The following is a 25,838-nucleotide window of genomic DNA, read 5'->3' as shown; positions in this document are numbered from 1 at the left end:
CTGGACCGCTGCACACCTTCATGCTACTTTGCTAGCATCCTTTGCATGGCAACGAACGAGGACGCAACCAGTCCCAAAATCCAGTTCAACATCTATTTGCCCGCCGCCCTGGTGCGGAGGGTGAAGCACGCGGCCATCGACGACCAGGCAAGCCTGTCCGCATTCGTCGAAAAGGCGCTTGAAAACTACCTGGAGGACCACTGATGCTGCGTATCCGCCCCACCCTGCACACCCCGCACGTATCCCAGTGGGCACGGCTGCTCACCGCGCTGGGATTGGAGGAAATGCCGGTGCTGCCGGCCACCTGTGCCTCGCCCGGCACCGCGCAGCGCTGCTTTGCCGCCGATGCGGGCCGCATCTTGCTGCAGCAATCCGCCGCGTTCCACACCGAGCTGGTATTCGAGGTCCGCGACCTGGAAAAGTTCGCGCAGTGGACCCTCGATGACGGGACCCCGGTGGACCTGCGGACCGCGGCCGACGGCAGCACAGCACTGGCGCATGTGATCGCCCCGGACGGCCTGGAATTCACCGCACTCGCGGTGGATCCGCTGGCCACCGAGGGAACACCGCCGGTCACGACCGGAGTCGAGGAGCAGCTGGCGGTCCTGGCGCTCTGGAACACCCCCGATGTGCCCGGTGCCCAGGCAACGCTGGCCAACATCGGGGCGAAGCCGGACACCACCTCCGACGGCGGCACCCGGGCGCAATACCGGGCCAAGCACGGCGGTTTCGTCGCAGCACACGCCGGCCGGGCGCCCGGGGTCGAACTGTCCCTCGAATATTCCGGGAAGCTGGAGGCACTGGCGGACCGGCTGTCGGCCGTCGGCTTCGGGACGCAGCTGGCTGACGAGGCCTACGGGCGCATCCTGCGGGTGGAGCATCCCGACGGCGCCGAGCTGTGGATCAACGAACGCCGGCAGGACCTGCACGGATACTCGCGCCACTGATGCACCCGAGGTGGGGAACGGGTTTCGGGGTGCCGCGGGAATAGCCCGGGCCGTGCACCGGTTGGCACCACACATGAGCAAACTCTTTACGCCGGTCACCCTGGCCGCTCCGACCGGCCCCGGCCTGGACCTGCGCAACCGCACGGTGCTGGCCCCCATGTGCCAGTACTCCGTCACCAGGCACGACGGTATGCCGCACGCCTGGCACCTGGCACACCTCGGCGCCCGGGCGGCCGGTGGATTCGGGCTGGTGTTCACCGAGGCCACCGCAGTGACCGCCGCAGGGCGGATCAGCGACGCGGACACCGGCATCTGGAACGACGACCAGGCCCGTGCCTGGGCACCGATCGTCGACTTCATCCATGCCCAGGGCTCGGCCGCCGGCATCCAGCTGGCGCACGCCGGCGCCAAGGCCTCCACCCACCCCTGGCTGCCGGGCCCCATTGCCGCCGGGGAGACGGGGAACCTGCCGGTCCCCGGCCGTGGCTGGGAAACCGTCGGTCCCTCGGCCACCGACGCCTTCGGGCTGGCCCCGGCCACCGCGATGTCCACCGGGCAGATCGCGGCCTCGGTCCGGGACTGGGCCGAGGCCGCAACCCGCGCAGACGCGGCCGGATTCGATGTCGCCCAGATCCACGCCGCCCACGGGTACCTGGTCCATGAGTTCCTTTCCCCGCTGACCAACACCCGCACCGACGAGTACGGCGGAAGCTACGAAAACCGCACCCGGTACGCCCGCGAGGTCATCATCGCGGTGCGTGCCGCCTGGCCGGCACACAAGCCGCTGGCAATACGCTTCTCCGGGGACGACTGGGTCGAGGGCGGGTGGCGGATCGCCGACACCGTGCGTTTTGCCGCCGAGGCCTTCGAGCTTGGGGTCGGCGCCTTCGACCTCTCCAGCGCCGGGATCGGCAAGTACCACGGGCCCTCCGGCCCGGGCTTCCAGGTGCCGCTGGCCGCGGCCGTGAAGCAGGCGGTCCCCGGGGCCTTCGTGACCGCCGTGGGCATGATCAACGACCCCTCGCAGGCCGAGCAGGTGTTGGTGGCGGGTTCCGCCGACGGGGTCTCGATCGGCCGTGCGGCACTGAAGAACCCGAACTGGCCGGCGGTTGCCGCCGCAGCACTGGGCGCGGCCCGCGACGCGGTGCCCTTCGCCCCGCAATACTGGCGCGCCCACTGGTAGGTGCCTGGCCGCCGCCTCCCCGGGTACCGCGGATGCATGGGTTCGGGGGCGGGCTTCGGGCAACACCACCGATCGGGACGCGCAGAGGGAGAACACCATGGACACCGCAACCGGAATTGCCATTGCCCTGATGGGCGGACTCCTGGTCATGGCATTTTTGCCGCCTTCATTCCCCTGAGGGGCCGCCGGAACAAGCGTGCCCACCCCGGGCTCCGGGAGCTCCCGGGCTTCCGGATCGTGCGCAAGCCCGCGGACGGCCAGGCATCCCCTCCCGGCGCATTGCCCCGTTCCGACGACCCGACCACGCAAAAGGTGCGGGCCATCGAGGAATTCCTCGATGGCCCGCACCTTTCACCCCGGGGGAAGGGTTGTTGGTCCTGCCCCTACCCGCGCAGGTCCTTGCCCTTGGACTCGGGGAGCTTGTAGGTGGTGACCGCCGTGATCAGCAGCAACACGATCGCGTAGGCCGAGAACACCGTGGCGCCGGTGGCCAGGCCGAACCAGGCATTGAAGCCGGCCTGCAGGAACGCCGCGGTGCCACCGAAGGCCGCCACGCAGATGGCGTACGGGATGGCCACGCCGATGGTGCGGATGGCGGTGGGGAACAGCTCGGCGTAGACGGCCGGGACGATCGAGGCGGACGCAGCGATGAAGATGAGCATCACCGACATGGCGATGAACAGCTGCCAGGCCTCGCCGCGGACCAGGGAGGACATCGGGAACTGCAGCGCCGCGGCACCCAGTGCCGAGATCAGCAGGACCGGCCGCCGGCCGATGCGGTCCGAAAGCCTGCCCCAGAACGGCAGCACGGCCATGAACACCAGGTTGGCGGCGACGCCGGTCCACAGCGCCGTGGCCGGATCCATCTTCAGCGCGGAGATGGCGTAGGCGGGAGTCGAAACACTCCAAATGTAGTAGACCACGGTCAGCCCGACGGTCAGGCCGATGACCTGCAGCGCCTGGCGCCAGTTGGCCAGGATCTGGGAAATGACCGAGGGGCCCTGCGTGCCGTGCGCGGCCTTGGCCGACTTCTGCTCCTCGAACTGCCTGGTCTCCTTCAGGCGCGAACGCATGACCAGGGTGTACATGCCCATCAGCGCACCGACGGCGAAGGGGATGCGCCAGCCGAAGGCGCCCATCTGCTCCTTGCTCAGGGTCACGGTCAGGATCGCGCCGAGCAGCGTGCCGGCAACGATTCCGGCGGTGCCGGAGAAGTACATCAGCGTGGAGTAGAACCCGCGCTTCGGGGCAGGTGCCACCTCGGCGAGGTAGGTCTGCGCGCTGGGCATCTCGCCGCCGTGGGCCAGGCCCTGCAGCAGCCGGGCGACCAGCAGGATCAGCGAGGCGCCGGCGCCGATGCTGGAGTAGGTCGGGGTGATCGCGATGATCAGCGAACCGACCGAGGCCAGGCCCACGGCCATGGTCATGGCGGCCTTGCGCCCGACCTTGTCACCGATCAGGCCGAAGAAGGCCCCGCCGAAGGGGCGGGCGACGAAGCCGACGGCGAAGATCGCCATGGTCGCCAGGAACGCGGATGTCGGGTCGGCCTTGGAGAAGAGCTGGCCGGAGATGAACGAGGCGAACGTGGCGTAGATGGCCCAGTCGAACCACTCCACGGCGTTGCCCGCGCCGATGCCCAGCAGGGTCTTGAAGGTGGACTGGCCCGGGGTCCCGTGCGGGGACGGTGCCGCTGGGTTCCGGGGCTGGACGGTGGCCTGGGGGCTGCCGGCCGGGGCCAGCTGTTCCTTGATGCTCATGGGGATGGTTCCTGGATTCTGTGATGGGAGGGGAACGGGGATTAGCGTGTTGCCAGCGAAGCGAGCTTGGCGGTGGCCAGCTGCGTGTAGAGCGCGGTGCCGCGGCCCAACACCGAATCATCGAAACGTGCATACGGGGAGTGGTTGTACTCGGCCGCGCCCACATCCACGCCGGGGGTCAGCGCGGACAGGAAAACAAAGGCACCGGGAACCTCGTTGAGCACCCGGGAGAAATCCTCGGACCCGGCCAGCGGGCTGGCCATGGTGGTGAAGGAATCCTCGCCGAAGAGCTCGCGCACCGCATCGGCGGCAAAATGGGTCTCGGCCTCGGTGTTGATCGTGGTGGGGTACTCGGTGCGGTACTGGACCTCGACTTCCAGCCCATGGGCCAGGGCGATCCCCTGCAGCAACGTGGGGACCGTCGCCTGCAACTTCTCGTGCGCGGCATTGCTGAAGGAGCGGATGGTCGCCTCGAAGTAGGCGGTTTCGGGGATGATGTTGCGCACCGTCCCGGCCCGCAGCACGCCCACGGAGATGACCACCGGATCAAAGATGTCGAACTGGCGGGTGACCATGACCTGCAGTGCCGTGACCATTTCCGCGGCCGCGGTGACCGGGTCCTTGGCGGCAAAGGGTGCCGAGCCGTGCCCGCCGGTGCCGCGCACCGTCACGAAGAGCCCGTCCGACGCACTCATCATGGCTCCGGGCTTCGCGGTGAAGACCCCGCTGTGCCCCATCGTGCTCATCACGTGCAGGCCGAAGGCCGCGTCGACCTTCCTGCCGCTGGCCTCCAGCACGCCCTCGCGCACCATGTGGCTCGCCCCGTCCCAGCCTTCCTCGCCGGGCTGGAACATCAGCACCACATCGCCGGGCAGGGACTCGCGGCGCTCTGCCAGCAGCGTGGCGGCACCGGCGAGCATCGCGGTGTGCAGGTCGTGGCCGCAGGCGTGCATGGTGTCCCCGGTCCGTGAGGCGAACTCGACACCCGACTTCTCGGTCAGCGGCAGCCCGTCCATGTCCCCGCGCAGCAGCACCGCCGGGCGCTCGCCGACGGCGGTGCTCGATGCCCCGCCGCGCAGCACCGCGGTCACCGAGGTGAGGTCGGTGCCCAGCGAAATCTCGTACCCCAGGGGTTCGAGCCACTGCAACACACGTTCCTGGGTGCGCGGCAGTTGCAGCCCCGTTTCGGGCTCGCGGTGCAGCGCATGGCGCAGGTTCATGATCTCTGGTTCGAGTTCGCGTGCGTCCTGCAGGATTGCTGTGGTGGCGGTGCTCATGCCGTGTGGTCTCTTCCTGGGTCTGCCCGCCCACCAATTGGTGAGCCGTGTCACTATCGATCGTGGGGCACGGGCAGGATAATGGAGGAAGATTCACAGATAATTGCGCAAGGCGGCCTTTAAACCGCGAATATGTGCACGGATGCAAAGGGGTTCCATGGAACTGCCGGTCGAGGACCTGCAACTGGTCCACGCACTGCAAATCGCGCCGCGCGCCAGCTGGTCCGAACTGGGGGCAATCCTCGGAAGGCACCCCGCGACGCTCTCCGCCCGTTGGACCCGGTTGCGCGAGGATCGCATGGTCTGGATCCTGGGGCATTTGGGTGGCTATCCGGACCAGCATTGCACCGCATTCATCGAGGTGGTGGCCGACCCGGCGCTCATCGAGGAGGCGCGCGTGGATTTGTGCGCGATCTCCGAAGTGTTGACGGTTGACGATGCGACCAGCAGTGCCGACTTCCGGCTGACGTGCCTGGCCGCTGACTGGTTGACCATGGCACGCGAGGTGTTGCCGAGCATCAAGGCCGCCCGCGGCGTACAGCGCACCAAGGTCTCGCTGTGCACCAAGCTCTATGCCACGGGGAACGCGTGGCGCCTGGATGTGCTCTCCCCCGTACAACAGGCCCGCATCCAGCGGCTGGCCCACCCGCCGGTGGCGCAGCCAACCCTGATTCCCGACTCGTTCTGGCCCATGCTGCGGGTGCTGATGCGCGATGGGCGTGCCACCGCCGCGGAGATTGCCCAGGCCACGGGACAGCACCCGTCCACCACGGGCCGGGCCCTGAAGACCGCGCTGGAGACCGGGATGGTGACCCTGCGCTGCGAATTGGCTGGCCACTACACGGGCTACCCGCTGACGGTGCAGTGGTTCGCAAAGGTTCCGGCCGGCTCGGCGGACCTCGTTGCAGCCTTCTTGATGGAGCACCGGACGCTGCGCCTTTGCGCCTCAACCACGGGGGCGGCGAACATGACGTTCATGATGCAGCTGCGCACCCCTGCGGACATTGCCGACCTCGAGGCCCGGCTGGCGGCACGGGTCCCGGGAGTCGATATCCTGGAGGCAAGCGTGGGCGTGCATTCCTTCAAGCGCATGGGCTGGATGCTGGATCCGGACGGCAGGCCAACCGGGGTGGTCGTGATCTGATCCCCGGCCGGTTTCCCCCGGCGTCGGACCTCGCCGGGGATGGCCTGCGCACATTATGCTGGGCAGGTCCCGGCAGCGCTACCGGCAAGGTAACCAACCACCGTCCCTGAATAATCCGTTCTGGTTGTTTGCCCGGAATCGCTTTGTCGCGGTGGTGCTCGCCGGTGCATTCGCCATTGCCTGGTACGGGCTGTTCCAAGCCCCGGACATGGGCCTGGTGTCGGCGATCGTGGGCCCCGAGGCTTCCGAGGGCAGCGGGTTGTCCACCGCCGGGTTCCTGCGCCTTGCCGCCGGCATGCTGGCATTCACCGCGCTTCCGGCCACGGCTTATGCGTTGTGGCTGAGGCTGGCGGAGCCGGAGGGAATCGCGGGCAGGCGCACCGCCGGTTTTTACCTGGGGGCCTTTCTCGGGCATCGTGTCGCTGGCGTTCCTTGCCGTGGGCTGGCTGGCCAACAGCATCATTTTCGAGGCACCGAGGGGAGCCTACCGGGCCTTCGCCTCGGGCGCGCTCGAGGGGGGCGGGGTGGCCAAGCCGTTGGCGATGCGCTCTACGGGGCCGCCATCGCCACGGCGCTGCTGCTGGCCCTTGGTTTCATCCGCGCCATGACGACCCCACCGGCGTCGCGGGACGCGGGGACTTCCCCACCCGAAGCATGGGTTCGCCGCCCCGGAGGGTGGGCGCGGCTGCCGGTTCCTGCGGTTGCCGCAGGGCTCCTGGTCGCAGCAGCACCCTGCAGGGCGTAACCGCGGCCAGAAGCCCGAAGCCGCGATTTACTGGTGCGCGTGCACCTGGGCCTCGGCAGGCTCTTCGGCCTTGGACAGGAAGAAGGCAATGACGACCATGCCCGCGGCGCAGATCGCGGCCACCGTGAATCCGGCGGAGAATCCGTTGATCTGGGCCTGGATCGGATCGATCCCGGCCGCCGCTCCGGCACCGATGCGCGAGGCCAAGACACCAACCAACAGGGCGGTGCCTGCTGCGCCGCCGAGCTGCTGCAGGGTGGAGAGCACGGCCGAGCCGTGGGAGTGCAGCGAATGCGGCAGCGGGTTCAGTGCGGTGGTGAAGGCCGGGGTGAAGATCAGCGCCAGCGCCAGCGACATGGTCAGGTGCAATCCGATGATCACGCCGATGGCGGTCTCGGCGCCCAGCAGGCGCGAATAGCCGAAGAGCACCACTGTCAGGATCACGGCACCGGGGATCATCAGCGGGCGCGGGCCCACCTTGTCGAAGATCCGGCCCACGAACGGTGCCAGCAGGCCCATGAGCAGCCCGCCGGGCAGCAGCATCAACCCGGTGGCCAGGGTGTCGAGCCCACGCACGTTCTGCAGGTACATCGGCAACAGGATGATGACCCCGAACAGCGCCACCATCGCGAGCACCATCAGCGACAGCGAAAGCGTGAATGGCCTGTAGGTGAAGGTGCGCAGGTCAAGCAGCGCGTGGTCCTTCTTTTGCAGGCGCAGCTGCAGCATTGTGAAGACCACCAATGCCATCACCGCAACCACGAGGACGACCAGCGTCTCGGCATCCAGCCCGTTGGCCGAGAGCCTGCTGAGCCCGAAGACGAGCCCGCCGAAGCCGGGAATCGAGAGGATCACCGAGGGGATCGACAGCGGCATCCTGGACGCCTCGGCGACCTTGTTCAAACGCGGTGCGCCGATGAACAGGGCGGCCAGCGCGATGGGGGCGACGATCAGGAACATGAAGCGCCACGACAGCGAGTGCAGGATCAGCCCGGAGATGGTCGGGCCGATGGCCGGGGCCACGGAAATCACGATCGACACGTTGCCCATGATGACCCCGCGTCGTGCCGGCGGCACCAGGTCAAGGACCGTGGTCATCAGCAACGGCATCATGATCGCGGTGCCGGAGGCCTGGATCACGCGGGCGGCGAGCAGCAGGGAGAAACCCGGTGCCGCGGCGGCAAGGAGCGTGCCCAGGGAGAACAGGCCCATGGCCAGCATGAACACCCCGCGGGTGCTGAAACGCTGGAGCAGGAAGCCGGTGGCCGGGATGACCACGGCCATGGTGAGCATGAAGATCGTCGAAAGCCACTGGATGGCTTCCTCGCTGACCTTGAACTCGTGCATCAGCACCGGCAGTGCCACGTTCATGATGGTTTCGTTCAGGATCACGACGAACGCGGAAACGATCAGCACCGTGATGGTGGCCAAATCCTTGGGGTTGAGTTTGGTGCTGGTCTCGGTCACGGGTGTGGCCTCTTCCATGGGTGTCGGGTTGGTATTCTGCAGAACATTTCATTCTAGCGTCAGGGGACACCAGATGATTCCCGGAAAGCGAAAACATGTCCGGGATTACACAACACGGCCGTCGACGTGGCCCGCAGGCCCGTCAATGGGCCAAGATGGGAGCATGAACGTTCGCACTCCGGATCCCTATCCTGGCTGGTTGTCCGATGAAGACCTCTACGAGGCCCGCGCCCGGCTGCCCATGCTGTACATCGAAGCCATCCCGGTGCGCCTGGATCCGCTCGGCTATGTCACGGAAATCGGCCTGCTGCTGACCGCCGATCCCGAGGGCAGGATGCTGCGCACCTTCGTCTCGGGCCGGGTGATGTACCGCGAGACCATCCGCGCGGCACTGACCCGCCACATCGAGAAGGACCTGGGTCCGATGGCGATGCCGCAGCTGCCGCCCAGCCCGGCCCCTTTCACCGTGGCCGAGTACTTCCCCTCACCCTCGGAGACCGGGTTGACCGACGAACGGCAGCACGCCGTGGCGCTGGCCTACATCGTGCCGGTGCGCGGGGAATGCTCACCGCGCCAGGACGCCCTGGAGCTGACCTGGCTGACGCCCGAGGAGGCACTGAGCCCGAACATCCAGGAAGAGTTCGCCGGGGGCCGGGAGAACCTGGTCCGCCAGGCCCTCGCCCACGTCGGGTACATCGGCTAAAGCGGCTCGAGCGTCTCTAACGGCGCTCGAGCCGGCCGGCCAGGATCGGCTGGCCCGGCCCGCGCAGCTCCGCGGCGATCCCTCGGCGACCGGCCATCGCCATGAGCAGTGCCTCGCCGGTGCCCGCCGCCTCGGGGCCCTTGCCATGGGCGAAATCCATGTCGGTCGCCACGAGGCGCAAGCCGCGGATCCATCGCCAGGGCGCGAGCCGCGGGTTGCCCGGGGTCATGGCGAGCACCCGCAGCAGCCGGTCCACGGGGATCTGCCGCGGCATCCCCAGCGGGCGCCTGATGTCCTGGTGGTGGATCATGCCGTCGGCCAGTCCGATCTTCCCGCCCAGGCCGGCGGCCAAACCGCTCGGACGGGCATGGGCGCGGAGGTTGTCCAGCAGCTGGGCGGCTGTGGCGTCCTTCATGGCGTCGACTCCGACCTGGTTGGCATGCACCACGCGTCCCTTGGCGAAGCGCCGCAGCAGGTCCTTGGCACCGAGGTCGTCGTAGGAAACCACGTGTGCCACCACGTCGCGCACCCGCCACTGGGCGCACAAGCTCGGCGCTTCCCATTGCCCGGGGGTAAGGCCCTCCAGGAAATCAGCGAGGTCGATTCTTTCCGCCTGGGCCAGGCCCATGTCGTTCATGGGGCAATCCTGCCATGCCGCCGGTTGGCAGCGAGGACCGGGCAGGAAGCCCTCAGGTCTTCTCCGGCACCAGCCTGCGCCGCAGCCGGGAGCCGTAGAGCGCACCGAGGAGCACCACGAGCATCCCGACCAGGGCCCCGATGATGGTCTCGAGCATCCGGTCGTAGAGCAGCGTGGCGCTCAGCCCCGTTCCGATGGAGACACCCACCAGGGCCAGCGGGGTGACGAAGATCTGGGCCAGGAAGTAGTTCCGGGCAATGAACATCTCGGCCGCGAACTGCAGCAGCCCGATCATCGCCAGCAACACCCAGATCGGCGGCGCGAAGGCGATGACAGCGGCCATCAACACCAGCCCGGTCAGGGTCCCGAGGATACGGTGGACACCGCGGCGCACGCGGTGCCGGGTGGTGTGCCCCACCAGTGGGACCACCGCGGCCACCATGGCCCAGTAGCTGTGTCCGGTGGACAGCGCCGGGGCCAAGAGGTTCGCGAGGGAACCGGCCAGTCCGGCGGCGAGCACATACATGAGCGCCTCGATCCAGATGGCCAGGCGCACCGGCCGCGAAAGCGGGGCCGGCTTGAGGTAGGGGCCCCACTGGGCGCCCTTGGCAAGGAGCATCCCGGAAAAGCCGAGCACGATCGCCAGCAGCACCGCGGCCAGGGCAGCCGCCATCGACTCGGCCGGCGGCGGCTGGTGCGGCATCGAGGCAATGGCCGCAAAAGCGAAGATGTGGAAGAGCGAACCGCCGGGACGCAATTGCAGGTACCCGGTGGCGACCGAGCAGATCCCCGAAACCACGGTGGTGAGTCCCACGACCATCCACGCGCTCGCCGCCAGGTCGTCGTGGTTGACGAGGTAGTGCGAGGCAAGTGCCGCGGCCAGGATCACGACCAGGAACAGGCCCCCTGCCTTGGCCTGGGCCGCCAAACGGTTCGCATATCCCGGCACCCGGCCGTAGACCCCGGTGAAGGCACCGAAGATCACGAAAACCATCAGGTCCAGGCGGTCGATGGCCAGCAGGGTGAAGAGCGGGACAAAGATGCCCACGGCCGTGCGCAGCGCCACCCAATGGTCGTTGGTCGACGGGCCCAGGGTCAGCAGGCTCCCAAACTTCTTGTCCATGTGTTCCGTGGCTCCTGGGGCATGGGTCGGTGTTTCCTTGCGGCTATGCGGCGGGCCCGCGGCGCGGCACGTCCCCCCGCATTTACGCTACGCCTGCATTCCCCTCGGAACCCGGTCCTATGAGCCATCCCACGCGGGCATTTTGCCGGGGCCACGGGTGCATGCGGCACACTGGATAGGTGCCCCACGAATCTTTTGACCCCACAGCGTCCCATCCCCGCCAGTCCGACTTTTCATTTGACGTCGGCACCCGCCTGAGCAACCCCGACGGTTCGGTGTCCAATGGACGCACCGGCGTGATCAGCACCCCGCACGGGCAGATCAAGACCCCGGCGTTCATTGCCGTGGGCACCAAGGCCACCGTCAAGGCCATCCTGCCCGAATCCGTGGAACAGCTCGGGGCCCAGGCGGTGCTGGCCAACGCCTACCACCTGTACCTGCAACCGGGCTCCGACATCCTGGACGCCGCCGGCGGGCTGGGCCGGTTCATGAACTGGTCCGGGCCCACCTTCACCGATTCGGGCGGATTCCAGGTCATGAGCCTGGGCTCGGGATTCAAGAAGGTCATCGACATGAAGTCAGTGGACCAGTCCGGTCCGGACGACGCGGTGGCACCGGGCAAGGAGCGCCTGGCCAACGTGGATGACGACGGCGTCTGGTTCAAGAGCCACATCGACGGCACCAAGCACCGCTTCTCCCCCGAGATCTCCATGAGGGTCCAGCACGAGATCGGTGCCGACATCATGTTCGCGTTCGACGAGCTGACCACGCTGCAGAACTCCCGCGGCTACCAGGTCGAATCCCTGGAGCGCACCCGGCTCTGGGCCGAACGCTGCGTGGCCGAGCACTTCAGCCTCACCGACGATCGCGTCGGCAAGGAATACCAGGCGCTCTTCGGCGTCATCCAGGGCGCCCAGTACGAGGACCTGCGCCGCAAGGCCTGCCAGGACCTCGGGGCCATGGCCTTTGACGGCTTCGGCATCGGCGGGGCGCTGGAGAAGGAAAACCTCGGCACCATCGTGGGCTGGTGCGCGCAGGAGCTGCCGGAGAACAAGCCGCGCCACCTGCTGGGCATCTCCGAACCCGACGACATCTTCACCGCCATCGAGAACGGGGCAGACACCTTCGACTGCGTTTCCCCCACCCGGGTGGCCCGCAACTCCGCGTTCTACACCCCGCACGGGCGCTTCAACCTGTCGGGTACCCGGTACAAGAGGGACTTCACCCCGCTGTCCGAGGATTGCGACTGCTACACCTGCGGGCACTACACGCGGGCCTACATCCACCACCTGTTCAAGTCCAAGGAACTGGTCAGCCACACGCTGATCTCGATCCACAACGAACGCTTCGTGGTGAAGATGGTCGACGACGCCCGCCTGGCCATCGAGGACGGCACGTTCTTCGAGCTCAAGGAAAAGGTCATGTCCAGCTATTACGCCGGGGCCCCTGATCCGCAGGGACTGGCAGCCGTCGCCGTCTGACCTGCGGCGGCAGGTTCCAGGTTGCGGTTCACGATCGCCGGGGCCACAGCCTGCGCATGCCGACGATCAGCAGCACCGCCAGGGCAGCCGCGGCCAGGAGCACCAGCACCGGAAGGGCTATGGCCAGCAGGCTCAGGCCCAGCGCCGTCCCGTCCTCGGCGGTGCTCACCACCGGGGCGGCGACCCCGGCGGTGCCCAGGTTCAGCAGCGGCCTGGCACCGGACTTCAACAGGTGGAAGACCAGGGCGATCCCCGCGCCGATGAGCAGCGGCACCCACTCCGCGGTGCCAAAGGTGTTCCCGGGATCGGCCACGGCAAGGGTTTCGGAGCCCACCCCGGAGGCAAAGACGAGCCCACCAGAGGCCGGGCGCACCACGGTCTGCAGGGCATCGTTGACCGAATCGAGCACCGGCACCTTGTCGGCCACCACCTCGATGAGCAGCAGCACCGCAAGGATGCCCAGTGCCCAGCCGTTGGAGAGCCAGCCCCAGCCCTCGGGCAGCGCCACCCACGAGGAGAAGCGGTTCAGCAGGCCCAGCACCAGCAGGGGGATGTAGGCGTTCAGGCCAGCGTCCGAACTCAGCCCCGCGGCCGTGAGTAGTTCCATGGCTTCAGCGTAAGTGCCGCGGTGGCGCAATCACCGCATTGGTGACGGTTCCGCACGCGGAACACCTGCTACTGCTGCGCACGGTGGACGTTGGACCGGGTCGAGGTCGAGGTGCCCACGCCCCAGGCCACGGCGGCCACCACCGCGGCAAGGACCAGCAGCACCGGCGGGATCGGTGCCAGCAGCAGGCCCGCAACCAGCGCGATGACCGACACGGCCATTACCTCGTACCCGTAGGTGAAGTGCAGGACCATCGGGCCGGTGGCCCGGCCCATGGCGGCCATGAGCATCACCGATCCCCAGTCGATCGCCGGCCGGAACGCCATGCGCACCGCGCCGGCGGCAAGTCCCGCACCGGCCATGGCACCCAGGCCGAGCAGCACCGGGATTTCCCCCGCATCGCGGCCAACGGCCCACCCCGGGAATCCGGCAAGGCACACGCCCCACGGAACCAGCAGCAACGCCGCCACCAACGCGTGGGTTTGCCGCACGCCCACACGGCCCAACGGGATGATCGCATCCAGCGACGGCACGTCCGCTGCCTGCGCGGCGGCCTGGGATGCCGCCCGCGCAGCCAGCAGCGAGCCGACGAGCACCAAGACGGCCAGGACCAGCGGTTGCCCGTCGGGCCCGGCGAAGACCCCGGCCGCCGGGATGCACCAGCCGGCCAGCATCCCCCGCCAGGACTTGCCGGTGCGCAGCAGCACCGGCAACTCGGCACGCACCAGCGCCACATAGGGGCGGCGGACCCATCGGGCCGGAAGCATGCGCGCGAAGGAATCCGGTCCGCGGGCCCGGATCCGCTCCCGCTTGGCCCGGGCGCGCTTGCTTTCCCGGGAGCCAGCGGCATCCAGCGCGCTGCCCAGCGCCTTGTCGTCAAGCAGCGCCGGCGCCGCTCCGGCGTGTTCGCTCGCTGCCCCGCTGGAAATCAATTCCCTGCTGGGAATACCTTGCAGCTGCCCCGCCAGAGCGGCAAATCCTCCGGCGCAGGGCACCACCAGAACCGCCGGAACCCACCAGGCCCCGGCCTGGGCCAGGAACGGCAGCGACGACGGCAGCACCCCCAATGGCCGCGGCGTTCAGGGCGGTGCGGAAGCGTCCTGCCGCCTGACGGGCCTGGGACCAGGCCGCCAGCAGCGAAAGCCCCACGAACAACAATCCCAGGGTCGCGGCACCTGCCGGCACCCCGGCGAACGATCCCCGGGACAACCCGCCGAGCACGGTTCCGTAGCCGATGGGCAGCCACAGGAACGCCCCGCACAAAAAGGTGCCCACCAGGCGTTGGCGCAGCAGGCGGGCCAGGAAGCCTGGATCTTGCCACCGGCAGGCTGAGCCACCAGAATCCCTGGGCCCGGTCCACCGCCGTCGGCCCGAGCTTGGAAATCAGCAACAGGGCCCCGAGCATTCCGAGCATCACCAGGGCGGAGGCCGCCGACTGGCCGGGAACCACGCCGACATTGGCCCGCACGACGCCCGAGCCGGGGCCACCCCGGAGGTTCTCGAAGAAGGCCAGGGCAAGCCCCGCGGCATAGCCAAAGACAATGCCGGCGGCCAGCCGTCCGATGTAGGCATCGCCCATGCGTTCGCAGAAGTCCTCGCGCTTCGCCCGTTTCTCGACGACGCGGTTTCGCGCCCACGGATCAAAATCAACGGGCCCGTTGTCAAACGGCATGCGTGGATCAACCGCGGGCAATGGCCGCAGCCCCTTGCGCGACGCTGGCCGGGATGACCCGGCCGTCGGCGACCAGCAGCACGAAATCCGCGACGGTCGCGAGGAAGACCGGATCGTGGGTGGCCACCAACAGTGCGGTTCCCGCGGTGGCCAGTGAGCGCAGGCGTGCGGCCAGGGCTACCCGCATGACCGGGTCGAGGCGCTGTTCGGGTTCGTCGAGGACCAGCAGGGCGCAGGGACGCAGCAGGCGGCGGCGCTGCCCGGAGGAGAGCCGGTGCGGATATTCGGTGCGGGCCGCATCCAGCTCGAAGAAGGCCAGCTCATGCTCGACGGCGGCCTGCGGCTCGGGCATCCCGTGCCCGCCGGCGATGAGCTGGAGGTGTTCCGCCACACCCAGCGAGGGAAAAGGCGTCCTCGTCGAAGACGACGGACACGGCCTTGCGGTAGATGAAGCTCGAGTCGTCGGTGAAGGATCCCAGGATCACCGATTCCCCCGCCACGGGTTCCTGGTAGCCGACAAGCGTGCGCAGAAGCGTGGACTTTCCGGCGGCATTGAAGCCAACGATCCCCAGCGATTGGCCCGGTTCAAGCAACAGGTCCAGCGGCCCGCACACGTCCTGGCCGCCGTAGCCGGCGACAAGTCCCGTGGCCCTGAGCAGTTCGCGGTTCATGGTGTCCATGGTTTTGACGTTGCCAATGTGCGCCGCGGCCTGGCCTCAGCATTGCGGATGACATCGCTCCCGCAACTGATGAACGGAGATTGGGAACAGGAAAGCGGTGGCCGGCTTCGTCAAGTGCCCACGAAGCCGGCCACCGCCGACGGGATGTTTCGCGGCTGCCGCTACAAGGCGGTGCCCGCAGCCTGCGGCTCGAGGGCGTAGCTGGGTTCGCGACGCTTGAACCAGCGGATGACCAGCGTGGTCACCGGCACGAAGAGGAATTCCACGGCCGTCTTGTAGACGAAACCGACCAGCACGTAGTTGATGAACGTGGGCATGTCGGTGATGCCGATGACCGTGGCGGCAATGGAACAGAAGATCAGCGTGTCGGCGAATTCGCCCACCCCGGTCGAGCCCATCAGGCGGCCCACCAGGCCGCGTTCGCCGAAGCGTTCCTTCATCTTCACCAGCACCCAGGAGTTCAGGGTCTGCCCGACCAGGAAGCCGAGCAGCGAGGCCAGGACTATGAGCCAGACCGGCCCCAGGGTGCGTTCGAGGGCTTCCTGCCCGTCATACCATTCGGCCGCGGGCAGGTGGATCATGATCCAGAAGCACGCCGTGGAGAAGGCCGCCAGCGCGAAGGTGGTGATGATGGCCCGGCGGGCGACCTTGAAACCGTAGACCTCGGAAATGACGTCACCGATGATGTAGGCCAACGGGAAGAGGAAGAATCCACCGTCGGTGACGATGGAGCCGAAGGTGACGCCCTTGGCGGCACCGATGTTGGAGAGGATGACCACGACGGCCATCAGGGCGAGCACGGTGGAGAAGTAGGGGCTTCCTGCGGACGCGAAAATGGCGCGCGGAGCCTGTGAACGTGTTGAAGTGGAGGCGGTTTTTTCGCCCATGGTGGTTCCCAATCGAAGAAGTGGTTCGCCAAGCCGATCCCGGGCCTTCGATTCCGGACCCGTCCCAAGCGGGGACGGGGTGGTCGAGGCGGGTGGGACCGCTCGCTGTATTAGCACTTGAGGTTCAAGTATCCCATGCCGCATTCCCAACCATTTTGCGGTTTGCCACTCGCTCGGCCTGTTTCGCACCGCGGCAATGGCCGTTCCGCCGCTTCCTGACGGGGAGTATTCAATTTTGAACATGTTCAAAAAGGTCTATGATGGAGGCCCGGCCATGCATGGAAGGGAGTGCCGTGACGACGCCGACCGCCAAAAGCACCCAGACGCGCCAATTGCTGCTGGACACGGCCCTGGAACTCTTCGCCACGAAGGGCTTCTCGGGGACAACGATGCGCGCGATTGCCACGGAAACCGGGCTTTCCCTGGGCAATGCCTACTACTACTTCGAGTCCAAGGACGCCATCGTCCACGAACTTTTCCGCAACCTTCTCCAACGGCACCGGGCCGCCGCTTGGCCGCTGTTGGTGCCGGGAAACAACCTTGAGACCAACCTGCGCATTGCCTTGGACCAGGCGCTCGAAATCATGGCGCCGTTCCACGAATTCGGACCTGCGTTTATCCGCACCGCATTTGCCGGTGCCCACACCGGGCCCCGCGACGTCCACCGCGCCCTCGAATTCGGGCTCTGGCGCCAGGTCGTGGCCGCCAGCAGGCCGCTGCCCCCGCTGGCCATCCGCAACGACCTGCCGGAACTGCTGTGGCTGATCCAACGCGGCATCTTCCTTTTTTGGGCCTACGATTCCTCCCCAGGGGCCGCTCGCAGCCGCCGGCTCATCAAGAATGTCGCCCCCGTGACGGCCCGCCTCGTCGTGCTCTCCCGCATGCCGGTGGTCCGCAGCATCCTCGACGACGTGCTCTCGCTGGTTCGCACCGCATCCTAGGCCGGGCGGGCCACGGATCCTGCGCATCGCGCTGTCGCCCAACTTGGAATCGGGCGGCGCAGGCGTAGAGTCGGTAATGAACCACCCAAGGGACGCCAACGCACAACGATCATCGGTGATCAGCCAAGCGTTTGCGCCCCCAACAGGTTTTTCGTTGCCCGTCCTTGAAACAGGAGCCGCCAGATGCCATTCGAACGCTCAAGCCTTCCGCGTTGGGTCCATGCCTTTGCCCTGCTGCGCGACCGCACCGTGACCCGCGACGAGCCCGGCCGGCTGCACAGCGTTGCCGAAGACGGCAGCAGCTACGAAATCACCTGCGCCTGGCCCGGCACCGGCGGCCTTGCCTCCCTGCTGGGCGACACCGAGATTTCATCCCACCAAGGCCAAACCAGGCTGACGTTCCTGGGCCCACCGGACGAGTCCGCCGGCCGTGAACTGGTTGCCCGGGGCTGGAGCCTCAGCGACCGGCGCGTGCTGCTGGCCGCGCTGGCCAACGACGTTGAGCAGGTGGTCTCGCTGCCGGAAACGGCCACGCTGTTCGAAGCCCCGATGGCCGACTACGACGTGGTTGAAATCGCCGATTTCGACGCTACCGCGGGCCGCGGCCGGATCCGTTTTGGCGAGGACTTCGCACTGCTCGGAGACCCGAGCATCACCGCAACCTCGAACATCGAACAGTTCCGCGCCGCGATTCTGGCCAATCTGGCCGCCGCTGCGGCACGCCAGGGCCTGCCGGTGCTGTTCATGGTCACCAGCGCCGACACCGCCACCGGAATACGCGCCGAACGCGCGGCCGGCTGGTCCAACGCCACCCAGCTGACCACTTTCACCCGGGCCTGACTCCCGATCACGTGTTCCCGACCGGAACCGCCGGGCCACTCCCGGGTGGAATCGGCGCGCATGAAAACCACCCTAAAATGGATGCATGACTTCTGCCACCACCGGGACCCGTCCCGCCATCACCTTGACCATCGCCGGTTCCGAAGCAACCGGCGGAGCCGGCGCCCAGGCCGACCTGAAGACCTTCCAGGAACTGGGCACCTACGGCATCGTTGCCCTGACCTGCATCGTTTCCTTCGACCCGAAGGACAACTGGAACCACCGCTTCGTCCCGGTTGCGCCGCAGGTCATCGCCGACCAGCTCGAGGCGGCCCAGACCTGCTACGCAGCGGACCTGAAGACCGTCAAGCTCGGCATGATGGGCTCCCCGGCCACCATCAATACCGTTGCCGCCGCGCTGAAGAACCAGGAATGGGACAATGTCGTCCTGGACCCCGTATTGATCTGCAAGGGCCAGGAACCGGGCCACGCCCTGGACACCGACGAGGCGCTGAAGGCGAACCTGCTGCCGCTGGCCACCTTCGTCACCCCCAACCACTTCGAGGCCGAGTCGCTGTCCGGGATGAGCATCAACAACGTCGAGGACCTGACCGAGGCCGCAAGGAAGATCCACGCACTCTCCGGCGCGGCCGTGCTGGCCAAGGGCGGGGTCCGCCTGGCCGGCACCGAGGCCGTGGACGTGTTCTACGATGGCGAAACCCTTGAGATCCTCTCGGCGCCGAAGGTCGGGGAAGTTGCCGTGTCGGGTGCCGGTTGCTCGCTGGCCGCCGCCATCACCGCCGAGCTGGCCAAGGGCGAGAGCCCGCTGCAGGCTGCACGCAATGCCAAGGTCTTTGTCACCGAGGGCATCAAGAACCGTGTGGCCTCCGCCGCCCCGTTCGATGCCCTGTGGCAAGGCGGAACACGCTAGGGCTTCGGCAACCCGAACGCCGTCCAAGAAAACGCTGGTCCCATGCATGCATGGGACCAGCGTTTTTGCGTCTCCCCCCAGAAACGCCGCCGCTTCACCGGCGCACGGACAAACAGGTTCGCGGCAGCGGCGTCCTTGCCCGATGCCAACCGTCGCTTCCCCGTCCGTCCCGCCCCGGCGGTGCGGTCGGTGGCTCCTCCCCAAGAGGACCACCGACTGCCCAAAGACTATCGAGGGCCTCCGACACTTTGCCGGGCCCGGGTCCTTTTCTTCCCTCCAGCGCCCCCTTGTATCAGGACGAAAGGGTTCGGCGGGTCCGGATTCCCCTCCCCGCGTCCAGCCACGCTCCGAGACATTTTTCAATAAACCTCAAACAACCCCTTGATATGTGCAGCGTCTCACATAGTATGTGGCGTGGGACGGAGCCCACTATCCGCTCGCGGGAATCCGTCCTCATCACTCCCAGTCACTCCCACCGGATTCAAGGAGAACCATGTCCAACCCGCGTCGTCACAGACTTGCGCGGACGATCTTGGCGTCGGCCTCGGGGCTCGCCCTGGCCGTCACCATGTCCGTCCCTTCCCTTGCGGCACCGCCGACGATCGACCCGGCACCGGGTGCCGACTCACCGTCCCTCGGCGGGGCTGCCCCCAAGACGCTGAAAAACCTGAAGGTCTCCGGCCCGCTGGCGGCGGCCAAGGGCGATGTCTCCGTCTTCGTCCAGTTCGAAGGCGAAGGAGCCTTCGAAGCCACCCAACCGGAGAGCGCCAAGACGCCACACGGCAAGTCGGTCAAGAACACCGACAAGGTCAAGAAGATCCGCGACGGCATCAAGGCCAAGGGCAAGTCGGCCGCCAAGGCAGCCAAGGCCGAGGTCATCTACACGACCACCAACTCGCTGCCGGGCGTGGCCCTGCGCGGAGACGCCGACGCCTTGCGCGCACTGGCCTCGCGTCCAGACGTCAAGAAGATCACCGCGATAGTCCCCAAGACCCCGGAGAACAAGGGCTCGGACATCGACACGCGCGCCCTCGAGGCGTGGAACACCCTGCAGGAAACCGGCAAGGGCATCACCATCGCCGTGCTGGACACCGGCATCGACTACACGCACGCCGGCTTCGGCGGCCCTGGCACCCGCGAGGCGTATGCAACCGCCCAGGCATCCAAGGACCTGCCGTCAACGACCTCCGGGCTGTACGACCCCGAGAAGTTCATCGGCGGCTGGGACCTGGTGGGCGACGACTACAACGCCGACCCGAGCGCGCCGAGCTACCAGCCGGTTCCCAAGCCGGACTCAAACCCGCTTGACTGCGCCTCGGCCGGACACGGTTCCCACGTCTCGGGCACCGCTGCCGGATACGGAGTGCAGGCCGACGGCACCACCTTCACCGGCGACTACACCAAGCTCACCGCAGACGAGGTGGGCTCCATGCTCATCGGCCCGGGCTCCGCCCCGGAGGCATCGCTGGTCGGCATCCGCGTCTTTGGCTGCGAAGGTTCCTCCTCGGTGGTCGGCCAGGCACTGGACTACGTCCTGGACCCGAACAACGACGGCGACTTCTCCGACCGCGCCCAGATCGTGAACATGTCCCTGGGCTCGGACCACTCACCGGTCGAAGACCCTGAGAACGACATCGTCAACACCCTCACGGGCCTGGGAATCCTCTCGGTCGTGGCCTCCGGCAACGCCGGGGACGTCACCGACGTGGGCGGCTCGCCGGGCAATGCCCGCTCCTCGCTGACCGTGGCCAACTCCGTGGGCACCAAGGTCACCCTCGACGGCATCAAGGTCAACGCACCGGCGGACGTCGCGGGAACCGCGGCAGGCCAGTACTCGGCCAACTTCAACTACACCACCGCCGACCCGGCCACGCTGACCGGGGATGTCGTCATGGCACCGGCTGCCAACGCCTTCGGCTGCTCCCCGTTTGAGGCCGGCTCGCTGGCCGGCAAGTGGGTCTGGCTGCAGTGGAGCGAGAACCTCGAATTCCCCTGCGGTTCGGCGACCCGCTTCAACAACGCCGAGAAGGCCGGCGCAACCGGTGTCATCCTGGACTCCGAGGTAGCGGTCTTCGAGGCCGGCATCGCCGGCAACGCCACGATCCCCGGCGCCCAGTTCACCAAGGCCTTCTCCGATACGCTGCGTCCCGCCGCCCAGGACGGCACGCTGAACGTCACCCTGGATCCGAAGCTGGTCGGCACCGCCTCGGCCGAGTCGGGAATCGGCAACACCCTGAATTCCTCGTCCTCGCGCGGCGTGCATGGCTCGGAGGGCATCGTCAAGCCAGACGTGGCCGCACCGGGCACGCTCATCGGCTCGGTGGGCGTGGGCACGGGCAACGGGCCGGCCGTCATGTCCGGCACCTCCATGGCAACCCCGCACACCGCGGGCATTGCCGCACTGGTGGCAGGCAGCGGCAACTACACCGCATTGCAGGTCAAGTCCCTGGTGATGAACACCGCCACGGTGGACATCCTGGCCGCCAACGGCGAGGCCTACGGGCCAAACCGCGTGGGTTCCGGGCGCGTCATTGCCGATGCGGCCATCAATTCCCCCGCCTACGCCTTCGCCACCGCGGACCCGGAGCTGGTTTCCGTGACCTTCGGCGTCATCGAGGTCGACAAGACCAAGTACAAGGCCGCCAAGTCCATCACCGTGGTCAACAAGTCCGACAAGACCCAGACCTACAAGGTGAAGTACCTGCCATCCACCAAGATCCCGGGTGCGGGCTATTCCCTGGACAAGAGCACCGTGACGCTCGCGGCCGGGGCAAGCACCCAGATCAAGGTCACCCTTGACGTGGATGCCCGCAAGTACGCCAAGACCATCGATCCGACCATGGACCGCACGCAGCTTGGCCTGCCGCGCGCCTGGGTCGCCGATGTCTCGGGCCGCGTGGAACTGAGCAGTTCCACCGCACCGACGCTGCGCGTCCCGGTCCAGGCGGCACCGAAGCTGGTTGCCGACATGGGCGCCAAGAAGATCAAGCTCGCCGCCGGCGCCACCTCCGGCACCGTCGACCTGGCCGGCAAGGACGTCCGGGCCGGTTCCGGCGACACCCAGGTGGTGTCGTTGCTCTCCGCGTTCGAGCTCGGGGCATCCTCGGGCAAGCTGCCCGCCGGCACCGACGCGATTCCAGGCGCACGTTCCATGGACCTGCAGCACGTCGGTGCCGCATCCACCGCCCGCACCACGGGCGTGGCCGACGGTCTGCTGAACTTCGGCGTGAGCACCTGGGGCAACTGGGCCCACCTGGCCGGTGCCACGGAGATCGACGTCGAAATCGACACCAACGGCGACGGGGTGGCGGACTTCGTTACCTTCAACAGCTACTTCGACGAGCTCGATGCCGATCTGGCAGCGACCTACGACCTGCGCAACGGTTCGCAAGTTGACCTGCAGTTCCTCAACGGGCTGGGCGGCGATGTCGACACCAACACCTTCGACACGAACGTGGCATCCCTCCCCGTGTCGCTCGCTGCACTGGGCCTGGGCGGCTCCAGTGCACCGATCGCCTACCGCGTGAGCACGTACTCCGTCTACAACGCCGACGACACCGGGGCCCTGGCCCCGGTGGATGAGACCGATTGGATCGACTTCGATGCGATCGCCCCGGAATTGTCCTTCGTTGGCGGCGGAACCGCGTTTGCCGACCTGGACAAGGCCAAGCTGACCGCGACCATCGCCTCGAACAGCACCCACGCCAAGGCCCTGTTCCTGCATATGCACAACGCCTCGGGCAACCGCGCCCAGGTGGTGGATGTGGAGGTGCGCAAGTAGCACTGTGGATTGGTGCCGCAACGGGCACCGACGGCGCGGCCCGCCGGATGGCGGTTCAGTGGATTCCACTGCACATCCGGCGGGCCGCGCCGTTTCCGCATGCGGGCAGCCGGCGGGCTTAGGCTCGAAACCATGGATGGAAAGACGATCCCCGCTTCGCTGGGCCGGATGCTGCCCCCGGGTGCCGCGGCTGCCTGTCGCGGGCCCGGAAGCGAGGGCGCCGTGCAGGTTTTCGGTTCATCCGAGCCCCTGCCGGTCTTCAGCGTGACCAAGATGTTCATAGCCGCCGGCGTCCTGCGCGCCGTCGATGCGGGCCGCTTCACCCTCGCCGATCCGCTGGCCTCGCGTCTGCCCGGCGCCCCGGCCGGCCGCACGATTTCCCAGGTACTCACGCACACCGCGGGGATGGGAAACTACGCCTCAAGCCCCGGCTACCTGGCCGCCGTCCGCCAACGGCCGGCGGACCCGTGGTCGTTGGAGGACATTGCCGCCGCCGGCGCATTCTCCGTGCCCGGGCCCTTCGCCTACAGCAACACCGGCTACTGGTACCTGGGTGCGCTGCTCGAGGAGGTCGCCGGGATGTCGCTGGGCCAGTATTTGCATCGGGAAGTCTTCGAACCGGCCGACATGGCCTCGACACGCTATCCGGATCCGGAAACCGCACTGACGGATTCGGGCTACTCGACGCTGTGGGCGGGGCCCGCCGGGGCCGCATTCTCCACGCCGGCCGACCTGCTGCGATTTGGCGACCTGGTGACGGAGCGCAATCCGCTCTTTCCCTCGTCCCTGTCCCCGGCCATGCGCGCCGCGTTCATGGATTCGGTGCCCGTGGCTGCGACCGCTCCCTGGCGTGCGCCGCGCTACGGGGCCGGGGTCATGATCGATACGGACCTGCAGCTGTGGGGGCACGGCGGTGCCGGGCCCGGGTACCGCGCCGCGGTCTTCACCTCCGGGGCCACCGGGATCGCGGCCGCGGCGATTGCCCCCGAGACCAGCGGATTCAGCCCCGAAGAGGCCCTGGTGTCGCTGCTGGGGCCCAAGGGCTGACTCCGCTCAGCGCCGTTCTTCCTTGACCTTCAGCACGTGCAGCGCCGCGGCATCGATGAGACGGGCGAAGGCGGGGTCATTGCTGGCCTTGGCGTACAGGGCATTGGCGATCGCCGGCGTCTTCGGCGCGTCCACGCAGAGCATCATGGTCCCGCCGGCCTCGAAGAAGCGCAGCGCCCGGGCGCCCAGGCCCCAGGGCGCCAGCTGCTCGGCGTCACACATGTCGTCCGAGACGATGATGCCGTTGAACCCCAGGTCCTCGCGGAGCATCGAACGCATGATGGTTGAGGAGAACGGGGCGATGTTTTTCGCATCGATCCTGGAGTAGTAGGCGTTGGAAACCATGACCCAGTCGGTGCCCGCGGCAATGCCGTCGTTGAAGGGCTTGAGGTAGGCATCATGCCGGGTGGTCTTGGTGTCGGTGACGTTTCGGGAGATGTCGGTGTTCTTGGTGACACGTCCGAGACCCGGGAAGTGCTTGATGACCGGGTCCACGCCCGCGGCCAGCATCCCGGAGGAGAAGGCCCGCGTTGCCGCCGAAACCATTGCCGGGTCGTACCCGTATTCGCGCTTCCAGTAGCCGATGGGCGCATTCGAGGGAGCGAAGGACGCCGAGGGAACGGTGTCGGCCACCGGGGCGAGGTTGACGTTGATCCCGGCGGTGGCCAGTTGCCTGCCCCAACCTTCGGCACGCTCGCGCAGCGTCGCGGTGGCCCAGCCGCCCTGGACCAGCGCCGTGGGCAGGGTGGAGAAGCCGCTGCCCTTCAGGACCTGGACGTAGCCGCCCTCCTGGTCAGTGGCCACGAACGCGTCGACGTCCACCGACAACGCCTTCGAGATGGTTGACTCGACCCGCTGGACCGCGCTGGATGTGCCAGCCGTCCCGGCGCTGCTGCGGCCCTTCAGGAAGAAGTTCCCCAGCTCGTGGGTGGCAATGGTGGACCTGTCGGCAGCGCTGCTGCCCGTTGCCGGGACACCCACCATCAAGACCTGCCCGATTCGTTCCTTCAGGTTCATGGCGGCCAGCGTCTTTTCGGCCGGGCCTTGCTGCGCGGTCGGGGCGGGCTTTGCGCTGTGCGTCGTCGTTGCGCTGGGTTCATGGCTCGGTGTCATCGACGGCGACTGGCTTGCGGACGACGGGATCGAGGGCGGTGCCGGGGAAACCGATGGTGCAGGGGTGCCCGAGGTTTGGGTCGGGGCGGGTGCCGGGGTCGGAGCGCAGCCGGCCAGGACCATGCCGGGTAGAACCAACAGGGGAAGGACCACCCGATGCCCAAAAATCCTTGCTCGCGATTTGTTCATGGTCCACAGCCTCTTTTCTCCACCCTATCCAGCGTGCCAGAGATTTGCCCCTCCGGAAGCCAACGGAACCAAAATCGCGAGCTGTGTATTTGTTGCCCGTCGTTGCATGGTGCCTTGGACCGCGTGGTCACAAGACCCGCGGAATCTGTCGGCGGGCGCGCCTAAGCTGGACCCAGGACTATTGAAGGAGGCTCCCATGGCATCGGAAGGTCCTTTTGGCACCGAAATGGTTCCCGGGGTCTGGACCATGCCCTCGCGCGGCATCGAGTGGTGCGACTGCGGGCGACACCATCTGCTGGACCGGGACATCGTGCTCGGTTTTGCCCAGGACCTGGTTGAAGACCCGGACTGGATGACGCACGACGAGGTCATCGACACCGCCATGGACCTGTGGAACTACGTGTCTGTTTGCGAGTTCTTCCTGCTGGCCATCCGGCGCTCGGCGAGCGCCGTGAACGGCGGGCCGGCACCCCGGTACGGCTTTGAATGCGGCATGGAAATCGTGGCGTACTTTTCCAAGACCTGGCAGGGGTGCCCGGAGGAAATCTGTTCCCCGTCGCGCGACCGCGAGGACTAGGCCTGTCAAGCCCCGGGTTTGGTGGAGGGTTTATTAGACCCGTTCCATCGTTTTGATGGCGGGCAGGTTTGAGTAGTAATTGGTTTCTGCTTCCACGGGTGGGATGTATCCGATTTCGCCGTGGAGGCGC

At 67.4% G+C, this 25,838-nt stretch carries 24 protein-coding genes; 13 read left to right on the top strand and 11 right to left on the bottom strand.

Annotated features, from left to right (window positions below; all coding sequences use genetic code 11):
- Nucleotides 1-45: 45 nt before the first annotated feature.
- From DQ353_RS12845 to DQ353_RS12835, 3 genes are all read left to right on the top strand, one after another.
- Nucleotides 46-204: a ribbon-helix-helix domain-containing protein gene (locus tag DQ353_RS12845; protein WP_113763145.1), complete on the top strand. Its 159-nt coding sequence runs from the start codon at nucleotides 46-48 to the stop codon at nucleotides 202-204.
- Nucleotides 204-947: a hypothetical protein gene (locus tag DQ353_RS12840; protein ID WP_113763144.1), complete on the top strand. Its 744-nt coding sequence runs from the start codon at nucleotides 204-206 to the stop codon at nucleotides 945-947. The genes DQ353_RS12845 and DQ353_RS12840 overlap by 1 nt, the downstream gene beginning before the upstream one ends.
- Nucleotides 948-1,020: 73 nt before the next feature.
- Nucleotides 1,021-2,130 (top strand): oxidoreductase, encoded by a 1,110-nt coding sequence (locus DQ353_RS12835; RefSeq protein WP_113763143.1) that lies wholly within the window; start codon nucleotides 1,021-1,023, stop codon nucleotides 2,128-2,130.
- A 383-nt stretch (nucleotides 2,131-2,513) separates the two neighbouring features.
- Here DQ353_RS12835 and DQ353_RS12830 read toward each other — a convergent pair whose 3' ends face one another.
- Together DQ353_RS12830 and DQ353_RS12825 are read right to left on the bottom strand one after the other, a co-directional pair.
- Nucleotides 2,514-3,887, bottom strand: coding sequence for an MFS transporter (locus DQ353_RS12830; RefSeq protein ID WP_113763142.1), 1,374 nt, complete (start codon nucleotides 3,885-3,887; stop codon nucleotides 2,514-2,516).
- 41 nt (nucleotides 3,888-3,928) lie between these two features.
- On the bottom strand, nucleotides 3,929-5,164 hold the full coding sequence (locus tag DQ353_RS12825; RefSeq protein WP_113763141.1) for a M20 metallopeptidase family protein: 1,236 nt from the start codon (nucleotides 5,162-5,164) through the stop codon (nucleotides 3,929-3,931).
- Nucleotides 5,165-5,321: 157 nt separating this feature from the next.
- On the opposite strand from DQ353_RS12825, the gene DQ353_RS12820 reads away from it, so the two are divergent.
- Both DQ353_RS12820 and DQ353_RS12815 read left to right on the top strand, forming a co-directional pair.
- Complete coding sequence (locus DQ353_RS12820) at nucleotides 5,322-6,308, top strand: AsnC family transcriptional regulator (RefSeq protein WP_113763140.1); 987 nt, start codon at nucleotides 5,322-5,324, stop codon at nucleotides 6,306-6,308.
- Nucleotides 6,309-6,432: 124 nt separating this feature from the next.
- Nucleotides 6,433-7,053, top strand: coding sequence for a hypothetical protein (locus DQ353_RS12815; RefSeq protein WP_113763139.1), 621 nt, complete (start codon nucleotides 6,433-6,435; stop codon nucleotides 7,051-7,053).
- Between the two features lie 27 nt (nucleotides 7,054-7,080).
- Here DQ353_RS12815 and DQ353_RS12810 read toward each other — a convergent pair whose 3' ends face one another.
- The gene (locus DQ353_RS12810; RefSeq protein WP_113763207.1) at nucleotides 7,081-8,520 is read right to left on the bottom strand and encodes an MDR family MFS transporter; all 1,440 of its coding nucleotides are present in this window, start codon (nucleotides 8,518-8,520) and stop codon (nucleotides 7,081-7,083) included.
- A 163-nt stretch (nucleotides 8,521-8,683) separates the two neighbouring features.
- On the opposite strand from DQ353_RS12810, the gene DQ353_RS12805 reads away from it, so the two are divergent.
- The gene (locus tag DQ353_RS12805) at nucleotides 8,684-9,223 is read left to right on the top strand and encodes an NUDIX hydrolase family protein (protein WP_113763138.1); all 540 of its coding nucleotides are present in this window, start codon (nucleotides 8,684-8,686) and stop codon (nucleotides 9,221-9,223) included.
- Nucleotides 9,224-9,239: 16 nt separating this feature from the next.
- Here DQ353_RS12805 and DQ353_RS12800 read toward each other — a convergent pair whose 3' ends face one another.
- Nucleotides 9,240-9,860, bottom strand: a complete 621-nt coding sequence (locus DQ353_RS12800; RefSeq protein WP_113763137.1) for a maleylpyruvate isomerase family mycothiol-dependent enzyme — start codon at nucleotides 9,858-9,860, stop codon at nucleotides 9,240-9,242.
- Nucleotides 9,861-9,912: 52 nt separating this feature from the next.
- Nucleotides 9,913-10,983 (bottom strand): FUSC family protein, encoded by a 1,071-nt coding sequence (locus DQ353_RS12795; RefSeq protein ID WP_113763136.1) that lies wholly within the window; start codon nucleotides 10,981-10,983, stop codon nucleotides 9,913-9,915.
- Between the two features lie 179 nt (nucleotides 10,984-11,162).
- Here DQ353_RS12795 and tgt point away from each other — a divergent pair, with 179 nt between their 5' ends.
- Nucleotides 11,163-12,464, top strand: coding sequence for a tRNA guanosine(34) transglycosylase Tgt (gene tgt, locus DQ353_RS12790; RefSeq protein WP_113763135.1), 1,302 nt, complete (start codon nucleotides 11,163-11,165; stop codon nucleotides 12,462-12,464).
- Between the two features lie 28 nt (nucleotides 12,465-12,492).
- On the opposite strand, the gene DQ353_RS12785 is transcribed toward tgt, so the two are convergent.
- The 5 genes from DQ353_RS12785 to DQ353_RS12770 form a co-directional block, all read right to left on the bottom strand.
- Nucleotides 12,493-13,071, bottom strand: coding sequence for a DUF4126 domain-containing protein (locus tag DQ353_RS12785; RefSeq protein WP_113763134.1), 579 nt, complete (start codon nucleotides 13,069-13,071; stop codon nucleotides 12,493-12,495).
- A gap of 68 nt (nucleotides 13,072-13,139) precedes the next feature.
- Nucleotides 13,140-14,138 carry a hypothetical protein gene (locus tag DQ353_RS12780; protein WP_113763133.1) on the bottom strand — a complete coding sequence of 333 codons (999 nt, stop codon included), beginning with the start codon at nucleotides 14,136-14,138 and terminating at the stop codon, nucleotides 13,140-13,142.
- Between the two features lie 612 nt (nucleotides 14,139-14,750).
- Nucleotides 14,751-15,134, bottom strand: a complete 384-nt coding sequence (locus tag DQ353_RS22320; RefSeq protein ID WP_286166803.1) for an ABC transporter ATP-binding protein — start codon at nucleotides 15,132-15,134, stop codon at nucleotides 14,751-14,753.
- The gene (locus DQ353_RS22315) at nucleotides 15,064-15,423 is read right to left on the bottom strand and encodes an ATP-binding cassette domain-containing protein (RefSeq protein WP_286166802.1); all 360 of its coding nucleotides are present in this window, start codon (nucleotides 15,421-15,423) and stop codon (nucleotides 15,064-15,066) included. The genes DQ353_RS22320 and DQ353_RS22315 overlap by 71 nt, the downstream gene beginning before the upstream one ends.
- Before the next feature lie 161 nt (nucleotides 15,424-15,584).
- Nucleotides 15,585-16,310, bottom strand: coding sequence for a queuosine precursor transporter (locus DQ353_RS12770; protein ID WP_113763132.1), 726 nt, complete (start codon nucleotides 16,308-16,310; stop codon nucleotides 15,585-15,587).
- 293 nt (nucleotides 16,311-16,603) lie between these two features.
- Here DQ353_RS12770 and DQ353_RS12765 point away from each other — a divergent pair, with 293 nt between their 5' ends.
- The 5 genes from DQ353_RS12765 (at nucleotide 16,604) to DQ353_RS12745 (ending at nucleotide 23,829) form a co-directional block, all read left to right on the top strand.
- Nucleotides 16,604-17,251 (top strand): TetR/AcrR family transcriptional regulator, encoded by a 648-nt coding sequence (locus DQ353_RS12765; protein WP_181578380.1) that lies wholly within the window; start codon nucleotides 16,604-16,606, stop codon nucleotides 17,249-17,251.
- Nucleotides 17,252-17,434: 183 nt separating this feature from the next.
- On the top strand, nucleotides 17,435-18,091 hold the full coding sequence (locus DQ353_RS12760; RefSeq protein ID WP_113763130.1) for a hypothetical protein: 657 nt from the start codon (nucleotides 17,435-17,437) through the stop codon (nucleotides 18,089-18,091).
- A gap of 85 nt (nucleotides 18,092-18,176) precedes the next feature.
- Nucleotides 18,177-19,001 (top strand): bifunctional hydroxymethylpyrimidine kinase/phosphomethylpyrimidine kinase, encoded by an 825-nt coding sequence (thiD, locus tag DQ353_RS12755; protein WP_113763129.1) that lies wholly within the window; start codon nucleotides 18,177-18,179, stop codon nucleotides 18,999-19,001.
- 493 nt (nucleotides 19,002-19,494) lie between these two features.
- A complete protein-coding gene (locus DQ353_RS12750; protein WP_113763128.1) occupies nucleotides 19,495-22,782 on the top strand; it encodes a S8 family peptidase in 3,288 nt (1,095 codons plus the stop codon).
- A 132-nt stretch (nucleotides 22,783-22,914) separates the two neighbouring features.
- Nucleotides 22,915-23,829 carry a serine hydrolase domain-containing protein gene (locus tag DQ353_RS12745; protein WP_181578379.1) on the top strand — a complete coding sequence of 305 codons (915 nt, stop codon included), beginning with the start codon at nucleotides 22,915-22,917 and terminating at the stop codon, nucleotides 23,827-23,829.
- 6 nt (nucleotides 23,830-23,835) lie between these two features.
- On the opposite strand, the gene DQ353_RS12740 is transcribed toward DQ353_RS12745, so the two are convergent.
- The gene (locus tag DQ353_RS12740; RefSeq protein ID WP_113763126.1) at nucleotides 23,836-25,131 is read right to left on the bottom strand and encodes a glycoside hydrolase family 3 N-terminal domain-containing protein; all 1,296 of its coding nucleotides are present in this window, start codon (nucleotides 25,129-25,131) and stop codon (nucleotides 23,836-23,838) included.
- 196 nt (nucleotides 25,132-25,327) lie between these two features.
- Between DQ353_RS12740 and DQ353_RS12735 the strand changes: the two genes are divergently transcribed.
- The gene (locus tag DQ353_RS12735; protein ID WP_113763125.1) at nucleotides 25,328-25,708 is read left to right on the top strand and encodes a hypothetical protein; all 381 of its coding nucleotides are present in this window, start codon (nucleotides 25,328-25,330) and stop codon (nucleotides 25,706-25,708) included.
- Nucleotides 25,709-25,838: the final 130 nt, after the last annotated feature.

The sequence above is a fragment of the Arthrobacter sp. AQ5-05 genome, assembly GCF_003287975.1.
In the GTDB taxonomy this organism is placed as follows: domain Bacteria; phylum Actinomycetota; class Actinomycetes; order Actinomycetales; family Micrococcaceae; genus Paeniglutamicibacter.
The sequence above is the reverse complement of the archived record's forward strand: the minus strand, read 5'-3'. Positions and strand labels throughout refer to the sequence as shown.